Source organism: Mesorhizobium sp. P5_C1 (assembly GCF_054049815.1).
Window position 1 is genome coordinate 1 of sequence record NZ_JBFULQ010000305.1, and the last position, 6,860, is coordinate 6,860.

The following is a 6,860-nucleotide window of genomic DNA, read 5'->3' on the forward strand; positions in this document are numbered from 1 at the left end:
GCCGTGGTGACGATCTGATCTCCCCCCTTGCGGGGGAGATGTCCGGCAGGACAGAGGGGGGTGGGAAGGATCGCGGCATCTCCACACCTCTGTTTGGCGCAGGCTTCGCCCAATACCCGAGTGAGGTCTGAATTGCTGTTCAAACAATCCTCGCTGGACAAGATCGCGCGCAAGGAAGTGACGCTCGCCTTTCGCCGCTGGAAGCGGCCGACGGTCAAGGCCGGCGGGCGGGTGAGGACGGCGTCGGGCGTCGTGCTGATCGGCGATATTGCGATCGTGGACATGTCCGCACTGACGGAAAAGGACGCAACTGCGGCCGGCTTTCCGGCACTCGGAGCTCTTCAGGAGATGCTGGGCTCCGATGACGGCACTCCGGTCTACCGCATCGAACTCAACGGTATCGAACCCGACGAACGCGTTGCCTTGCGTGGCGAGGCCTCGCTTTCCGATGCGGATTGGCACGCCCTGACCGCACGATTTGCGCGCTGGGACAAGACCGCACCGGGCCACTTCCCGTCGATCCTGCGGACGATCGGCGCCCACCCGGAAGTGTGGGCGGCTGAGCTGGCTGCGATGGCCGGCGTCGAAACGCTGAAATTCAAGCAGGATGTCCGCAAGCTCAAGGAACTCGGCCTCACCGAGAGCCTCGAGATCGGTTACCGGCTGTCGCCAAGGGGCGAAGCCGTGCTCGAAAAGCTCCGGGAGCACAGGCTTTGACGTCTTTTACCCCGACCACATCGGACGAAGTCCTGTCCACCGTCGCATGGGCGGCGGCGGAGGAATCGCCGCTCGAAATCCTTGGCCATGGCTCCAAGCGCGGCATTGGTCGTCCGCAACAGTGCGAACACACACTCGACCTGTCCAAGCTCACAGGCGTTACGCTCTATGAACCGGCCGAACTGGTGCTGTCGGCCAAGGCCGGCACGCCGCTGGCCGACATCGAAACACTGCTGGCGGAAAACGCCCAGCAGCTTGCCTTCGAGCCGATGGACTACGGCCCGCTGCTTGGTGGCGAGCCTGGCAAAGGCACCATCGGCGGTGTGCTTGCGGCGAACCTTTCCGGCCCGCGCCGGCTGAAGGCGGGCGCGGCGCGCGATCATATCCTGGGCATCAATGCCGTTTCCGGCCGTGGCGAGGCGTTCAAATCCGGCGGCCGCGTGGTCAAGAACGTCACCGGCTACGATCTGTCAAAACTGATGGCCAACAGCTGGGGCACGCTGGCCGCGTTCACGGATGTCACCTTCAAGGTGCTGCCCGCCGCCGAGACCGAGGTCACGCTCGCTGTCCGCGGCCTGCTCGACGATGCCGCCGCCGCCGCCATGGCGCTGGCGCTCGGCTCAAGCGCCGAAGTGTCGAGCGCTGCCCATCTGCCGGAGCGCATCGCCGCGCGCGTCGCCGGCGGCACGCTTGGCAGCGAGGCCGCGACGTTGCTGCGCGTCGAAGGTTTTGGCCCTTCCGTCGCCTATCGCATCGCCGCTCTGAAAACGCTGCTCGGCAAGGCTGGACCGCTGGAGGAGATTTCCGGCGAGGCTTCACGGCTGATCTGGCGAGATGTGCGCGATTGCAGGCCCTTCGCCGACGGCACCGAGAAGCCGGTCTGGCGTGTGTCGATGACGCCGGGAGAGGGCCACCAGATGGTTCTGACGCTGCGCATGCAGGCCGCCGTCAGCGCGTTCTATGATTGGCAGGGCGGGCTGGTGTGGTTACGCATGGAAGAGGGCGACCCGGAAGCCGCTTTGCTGCGTGGGCTGTTGAGAAAACATGGCGGCGGCCATGCGACGCTGGTGCGCGCCGCCCCTTCCCATCGCGCCGCCCTGCCGGTTTTCGAGCCGCAGGCGCCGGCGCTGGCCGCACTTAGCGCGCGGCTGAAGCAGGAATTCGACCCAAGAAACATCCTCAATCCCGGCCGCATGGCCTAGGACTAGATCGCGATGCAGACCAATTTTTCGCTTGCCCAGCTCGCCGATCCGCATGTCGCGGAATCCGAGAAGATCCTGCGCAAATGTGTGCATTGCGGCTTCTGCACCGCCACCTGCCCGACCTATGTCACGCTCGGCAACGAGCTCGATTCGCCGCGCGGGCGCATCTACCTGATCAAGGACATGCTGGAGAACGGCCGTCCCGCCGACAAGGAGATCGTCACCCATATCGACCGCTGCCTGTCCTGCCTTGCCTGCATGACCACTTGTCCCTCGGGCGTCAACTACATGCATCTGGTCGACCATGCCCGTGCCCACATCCAGGAGACCTACAAGCGGCCGCTGCTCGACCGCCTGACCCGCGCCATGCTTGCCTTCGTGCTGCCCTATCCCGCGCGGTTTCGCGCAGCACTCAGGCTGGCGAGGCTGGGCAAGCCGTTCATTGGCCTGTTCGGGAAGGTCCAAGCGCTGAAGCCGCTTGGCGCGATGCTCAAGCTCGCGCCGGCATCGATCCCCAAAACGTCACCGATGGCCTCACCGGGTATCCATGCCGGGCAAGGGGCCAAAAAAGGCCGCGTCGCCATCCTCACCGGCTGCGCGCAATCGGTGCTTGATCCCGCCATCAACGAGACGACGATCTCGCTGCTGACGCGGCTCGGCGTCGAGGTCGTGGTGCCGCCGGGCGAGGGCTGCTGCGGCGCGCTGGTCCATCACATGGGGCGGGAACAGGCGGCACTCGCTTCGGCGAGGCAAAATGTCGACGCCTGGACGCGCGCCATCGAACAAAGCGGGCTCGATGCCGTCGTCATCACCGCATCCGGCTGCGGCACGACGATCAAGGATTATGGCTTCATGCTCCGTCTTGATCCGGCCTATGCCGACAAGGCGGCGCGGGTGTCGGCGCTGGCCAAGGACATCACCGAGTATCTCTCAGGCATCGAGCTGCCCGAGCCGGTGCGCAAGCCGGGCACGGTCGTTGCCTATCATTCGGCCTGTTCGATGCAACACGGCCAGAAGATCACCCGCCAGCCGAAGGAATTGCTGACCAAGGCCGGATTCATCGTGCGCGAGCCGCGCGAGGGCCATCTGTGCTGCGGTTCGGCCGGCACCTACAACATCCTGCAATCCGAGATTTCGGCCAAGCTGCGCGACCGCAAGGTGAAAAACATCGAGGCCACGGGGGCCTCGATCGTCGCCACCGGCAACATCGGTTGCATCGCGCAGATCGCGTCCGCGGCGAAGATGCCGGTGGTGCACACGATAAAGCTGCTCGACTGGGCCTATGGCGGGCCGAAGCCGGAAGGCGTTGCGGAAGACAGCCCGATCGCCGCCGAGTAGGCCTCGTGGCCCGTCTCGGTGCTTACTCGGCCGCCAGCCTGTCGGCCGTGCCGTATGTCGCTTCATAGAGCGCGCGCTGCCGGCTGAGCGCCACCATCGTGTTGCGCAGCAGGATCGCCACCGTGATCGGGCCGACGCCGCCCGGCACCGGCGTGATCCAGGAGGCGACCTCGCGCACGCTTTCGGTGTCGACGTCGCCGACGGTACGGCTGGAACCGTCAGGGCCGATCTCGGAATTGATGCCGATGTCGATGACGGCAGCGCCCGGCTTGACCATGTCGGCCTTGATCAGTCGCGGCTTGCCGACGGCGACGAACAGCGCATCGGCGCGACGCGCATGCGCGGCAACCGATCGTGTCATGTGATGGCAGACCGTCACCGTAGCGCCTTCGCTCATCAGCAGGAAGGCGATCGGCTTGCCGACAATTTCGGAATGGCCGACGATGACCACTTCCAGCCCCTTGAGGTCGAGGCCGGTCTCCTTCAGCAGCTCGACCGAAGCGGCGGCCGTGCAGGGCGCGAGGTCGAGCTGGTTGTAGACGATGTTGCCGATCGAAGCCGGATGCATGCCCTCCACATCCTTGAGCGGATGCACCGCCGCCTGCAGCGTCCGGACCGGGATATATGCCGGCACCGGCCGCTGGATGATGATGCCGGTGACCCGCGGATCGGCGTTCAGGCCGTGGATGGCCGCTTCCAGTTCGCCTGATGTGATGGTGGCGGGAAAGCGCCGTTCCTCGAAATCGATGCCGGCCAGTTGCGCCTTGGCGCGCTGGTTGCGCACATAGACATCCACCGCTGCGGTGTCGCCGACGGTGATCGAAATCAGCTTGGGCGGAAACCCCTCGGCTTTGGCGATCGTTGCATCCTCGCGCACGGCGGCAATGATGCGCTGGGCAACCGGGCCGCCCTTGAGATAGCGGCTGTCGTCGGACAGGGACATGGGCGAACTCTTTTGCTTGGTTGCCGCCGACATAGCAAAAGAACATCGCCAAGGGCAGCACGAAAGCGAACCGTCATGCTTTTTGCGCGACGTGCCGACCAGGGAGTGTCGCTGACCCTCAGGCTCCGGTCGAAACGGAAAGGGCAGCGCGGTTTCCCGTGCTGCCCTTCCTGACTGGCCGCATCCCCATACGGCCCGTCCCCCGTATCTTCAGACTGGTCGCCAAAAGCGAGGTGCTTTGCCGGCCAAGTGATTCGTCGCCGGAACTATATCACCTCGACAGTGGTTCCGACATTGACCCGTTCATAGAGGTCGACCACGTCCTCGTTGCGCATGCGGATGCAACCGGACGACACCGCGCCGCCGATCGTCCATGGCTGGTTGGTGCCATGGATGCGATATTCGGTCGTGCCGATATAGAGCGCGCGTGCGCCGAGCGGGTTCTCCAGGCCGCCGGCCAGGTAGGTCGGCAGGTAGCGGCCCTTGGCGGCTTCGCGCTTGATCATCTGCGCCGGTGGGCGCCAGTCCGGCCACTCGCGCTTGTTGGTGATCTTGTGCGTGCCCGACCATTCGAAGCCGGGTTTGCCGGTGCCGACGCCGTAGCGCCGTGCCTTACCGTTCTTCTCGACCAGAAAGAGGAAATTCTGGGTCGTATCGATGACGATCGTGCCCGGCTTCTGCGGGCCGTCATAGGCGACTTCCTGCGGCAGGTAGATCGGGTTGATCTGCGGACGCATGACCATCCGCTTGGAAGGCGGCTGCACGGCCGCAGTCTGCACCCGGTCAGGCTGCCCCGGTTGAGCGTAGCGCAGGCGCGGCTGCTGCACGACCTGGCGGTTCTGGCGAACGATGCCGGGCGCATGGCCAAGCTGCAGCACCCAGGGGGCGGAAAGGTCGGGGCTCACCATAACCGGCGGCCTGTCGGCGTAGCGATCGCCGGCGGTTGAAGGCGTGACGCCCGAGGCAAACACAGCCGCGGCGCCGAGCACGGGAAACAGAACTGTCTTCATCGGAACGCACCTTGATCGTCTGAAACAACCGGGTGGAACGCCCCCGGTTCGGCGATCATTGGCGCGTAAGCAGCAACCGAAACATGAATCGGAATGCGTAAAATGCGCTGTTGTCAGTAAACCTCTTGGTGTGGTTACCGCTGGGTTCAGGAATCTGGTAAAGCCGCAGTAAATGCAGCGCAAAGGCGCGTTAACGGACGGATTTTTGGCTATGGAAAAAGAAAACACCGGCCTGCTCGCCGGCCCCGACGGTGTCGCGCGTTGCTTCTGGCACGGCAATCTGCCCGACTATCTGCATTACCACGATCATGAATGGGGCCGGCCGGTGGCGGACGACCGCAGGCTGTTCGAAAAGATCTGCCTCGAGGGTTTCCAGTCGGGCCTGTCGTGGCTCACCATCCTGCGCAAGCGGGAGAATTTTCGCGAGGCCTTCGCAAATTTCGAATTCGACAAGGTCGCCGCCTTCACCGACAAGGATGTCGAGCGCCTGCTTGGCAATGCCGGCATCATCCGTCATCGCGGCAAGATCGTCTCGACCATCAACAACGCCAAGCGTGCCCGCGAGATGGCCGACGAATTCGGCTCGCTGGCCGCCTGGTTCTGGAGGTTCGAACCCGGCAAGGACGAGCGTCCCGAAATCGTCGACCTCGCCCATCTGCGCGCCAACCCGACCACCGCCGTCTCGGTTCGGATATCGAAGGAGCTGAAGAAGCGCGGCTGGAGCTTTGTCGGCCCGACCACGGTCTACGCCTTCATGCAGGCCATGGGCCTGGTCAACGACCATCTCGAGGGCTGCGTCTGCCGCAAGCAAGTCGAGAAAGAGCGAAAGGCTTTCAAGCGGCCGAAGTAGCGGCGCTTGCATCCCTTTTGGTGAGTCGCCCGAAGGCGCGGGTGGGTACCTTCAGGTGCCGTTGGCGCTGGCCAGGAAAAGCCCGGCGACAATCGCCACCACCGTGGCCACGGTCGGGTAGATCACCAGCAGGCCGGTCATCAATGCGTCGCGCATGGATGGTCCCTTGCCGGTGTCGGCCGGTATCTCGAACGGACCGGCGGCCTGGCTGACGATTTTCTGGGCGTGGATGTCGGCTGGACGCAGGCGCGCGGGCAAGTCGCCTGCGCTGCCGTCGATGGCATGGAATCTTGCTGTGCTGGTCATGGCCCGAACCCCTTCGTGTCGGCGCGACTTATCGGCTGCGATTGTGTCGGCACGATGCCGCACCCATGGCGGGAATGTTTCATTTTCGGTGCGTTTTTGTTTCGGGGCGGTTCGCCTCTGCCTTCTCCCGACAGGGAGAGGCAAGGCGGCAAACCCTTGCCGCACAAAGCTGCATCGGTTAGGACACGCGCGCTGCGGAAATAGGAAATTTCCTATCGCACAGCGCCACGAAACACCGAGTACCCATTCCATGGCCGACAAATCGGAAAAGACGAAAGCGCGGCTGCCGCGCGGTTTTGCCGACCGCAGCGCCGAAGACATCCGCGCCGTCGAGAAGATGATGGCGACGATCCGCTCGGTCTATGAGCTCTATGGCTTCGAACCGGCCGACCAGCCGCTGATCGAATACACCGATGCGCTGGGAAAGTTCCTGCCCGACCAGGACCGGCCGAACGAAGGCGTGTTCTCCTTCCAGGACGATGACGACCAGTGGC

Annotated in this window: 7 protein-coding genes and 1 pseudogene; 5 read left to right on the plus strand and 3 right to left on the minus strand. The window is 64.3% G+C overall.

Annotation, left to right across the window (positions count from 1 at the left end; genetic code table 11):
* The first annotated feature begins 132 nt into the window (after positions 1-132).
* The 3 genes from ACXJ7R_RS21230 to glcF are packed head-to-tail and all read left to right on the plus strand — an operon-like array spanning position 133 to position 3,257.
* A complete protein-coding gene (locus ACXJ7R_RS21230) occupies positions 133-717 on the plus strand; it encodes an ASCH domain-containing protein (protein ID WP_457153562.1) in 585 nt (194 codons plus the stop codon).
* Positions 714-1,919, plus strand: coding sequence for an FAD-binding protein (locus ACXJ7R_RS21235; RefSeq protein ID WP_457153563.1), 1,206 nt, complete (start codon positions 714-716; stop codon positions 1,917-1,919). The genes ACXJ7R_RS21230 and ACXJ7R_RS21235 overlap by 4 nt, the downstream gene beginning before the upstream one ends.
* A 12-nt stretch (positions 1,920-1,931) precedes the next feature.
* Positions 1,932-3,257 (plus strand): glycolate oxidase subunit GlcF, encoded by a 1,326-nt coding sequence (gene glcF, locus ACXJ7R_RS21240; RefSeq protein ID WP_457153564.1) that lies wholly within the window; start codon positions 1,932-1,934, stop codon positions 3,255-3,257.
* Between the two features lie 22 nt (positions 3,258-3,279).
* Here the strand turns inward: glcF and ACXJ7R_RS21245 are convergent, their stop codons facing one another.
* Together ACXJ7R_RS21245 and ACXJ7R_RS21250 are read right to left on the minus strand one after the other, a co-directional pair.
* Complete coding sequence (locus tag ACXJ7R_RS21245) at positions 3,280-4,200, minus strand: bifunctional 5,10-methylenetetrahydrofolate dehydrogenase/5,10-methenyltetrahydrofolate cyclohydrolase (protein ID WP_457153565.1); 921 nt, start codon at positions 4,198-4,200, stop codon at positions 3,280-3,282.
* Between the two features lie 266 nt (positions 4,201-4,466).
* Entirely contained in the window at positions 4,467-5,210 is a 744-nt protein-coding gene (locus tag ACXJ7R_RS21250) for a L,D-transpeptidase (RefSeq protein ID WP_457153566.1), read from the minus strand.
* Positions 5,211-5,421: 211 nt separating this feature from the next.
* On the opposite strand from ACXJ7R_RS21250, the gene ACXJ7R_RS21255 reads away from it, so the two are divergent.
* Positions 5,422-6,060, plus strand: coding sequence for a DNA-3-methyladenine glycosylase I (locus ACXJ7R_RS21255; RefSeq protein WP_457153567.1), 639 nt, complete (start codon positions 5,422-5,424; stop codon positions 6,058-6,060).
* Positions 6,061-6,111: 51 nt separating this feature from the next.
* On the opposite strand, the gene ACXJ7R_RS21260 is transcribed toward ACXJ7R_RS21255, so the two are convergent.
* Entirely contained in the window at positions 6,112-6,366 is a 255-nt protein-coding gene (locus tag ACXJ7R_RS21260; RefSeq protein ID WP_457153568.1) for a hypothetical protein, read from the minus strand.
* Positions 6,367-6,616: 250 nt separating this feature from the next.
* On the opposite strand from ACXJ7R_RS21260, the pseudogene ACXJ7R_RS21265 reads away from it, so the two are divergent.
* A pseudogene (locus tag ACXJ7R_RS21265) lies at positions 6,617-6,860 on the plus strand (histidine--tRNA ligase); the annotation flags it as partial.

What these genes read in the sequence shown, in the direction of transcription:
- ACXJ7R_RS21255 (WP_457153567.1), top strand. Translation starts at nt 5,422, where the DNA reads ATGGAAAAAGAAAACACCGGCCTGCTCGCCGGCCCCGACGGTGTCGCG.
- ACXJ7R_RS21245 (WP_457153565.1), bottom strand. Translation starts at nt 4,200, where the DNA reads ATGTCCCTGTCCGACGACAGCCGCTATCTCAAGGGCGGCCCGGTTGCC.
- glcF (WP_457153564.1), top strand. Translation starts at nt 1,932, where the DNA reads ATGCAGACCAATTTTTCGCTTGCCCAGCTCGCCGATCCGCATGTCGCG.
- ACXJ7R_RS21260 (WP_457153568.1), bottom strand. Translation starts at nt 6,366, where the DNA reads ATGACCAGCACAGCAAGATTCCATGCCATCGACGGCAGCGCAGGCGAC.
- ACXJ7R_RS21250 (WP_457153566.1), bottom strand. Translation starts at nt 5,210, where the DNA reads ATGAAGACAGTTCTGTTTCCCGTGCTCGGCGCCGCGGCTGTGTTTGCC.